We start from the raw sequence: 1,008 nt of genomic DNA on the forward strand, positions 1-1,008 counted from the left end.
TATTTTCCTGATGAGGTAAATCCTCTTCAATCGTGGTTGTCGGTTTGGGCAGCATCGACGTAATGCTGCCTGGCTGATGGTTTGCATCAGTTTTGATATGAGTTCTATCTGATTGATTTGAATTAATGGCAATACTTTGCCCTGAAACCACTTTAGCTTGTTGGGTCAGAGTATCATTGACGGTTTTATCCACCGCAACTTGGTTGTGTTTGTTTTCAACATTCACTTCACTGCGTGATTGCTCAGTCAATGGTGTTTTTTCAACAATTTGATGATCGACAATATTTTTATTTAAGGCATTATCAATAAAAATTTCATCGGGTTTTTTATATTCACCTTTATATTCACATCTATATTTATCTTCATCTTTCCTTCTATGCAGATAAATGCTACCCGAATAAACATATTTAGTTATCGCTTCTTGAGATTGATTATTCAATTGAGCGGCATTAATATTGACAGTTTTGCCGGCAACTATTTTACTGTCTTGATTATTGATGGTTTGTCCACGAATAACCACATTACCCGCAGCGCTGATTTTGCTGGGGTCTGTCTCTAATATAACGGTACGATATATGTGTTTAATGACATTATATTCCCATGAATCTCCCTGACCATTTATACCTTTAGAGGGAACACTCATGCGTTGCAAGCGTTTTGAATGCCTTAAATGCTCAGGAATATCATTCCACCAATAATAACATCTATGATGCCCGCCTTCACTTTGGCAAGCTACACCGCGCATATATTTTGAATGGATACGATATGTCACTTCATCAGGTGAATATTTTGTTTTACCATCTCCGTCTGAAGTTTGGAAGTAGGTTTCGGTTTCCGGTGGTTCATCACTTTTACGCATTTCGGTAACAATATGATCATTAATATTATTAAGTTCATTAGTCGCTATATATAAATCACCCTGTGCTTCAATCGTGGCTGAGTGGTTATTAATTTGCTTGGCAGAGCCAGTCACACTCCAGTTTTCATCCAGTTCACCGCCAAGGGGAT

1 protein-coding gene is annotated in these 1,008 nt (G+C 37.9%); it reads right to left on the reverse strand.

Going from position 1 to position 1,008, the window contains the following annotated elements; translation table 11 throughout:
- Positions 1–1,008, reverse strand: a 1,008-nt coding sequence (locus B6C99_RS12965; RefSeq protein WP_143413973.1) for a hypothetical protein, incomplete at both ends; no start/stop codon positions are given.

It is taken from the genome of Gilliamella sp. N-G2 (assembly GCF_002142215.1).
GTDB lineage: Bacteria > Pseudomonadota > Gammaproteobacteria > Enterobacterales > Orbaceae > Gilliamella.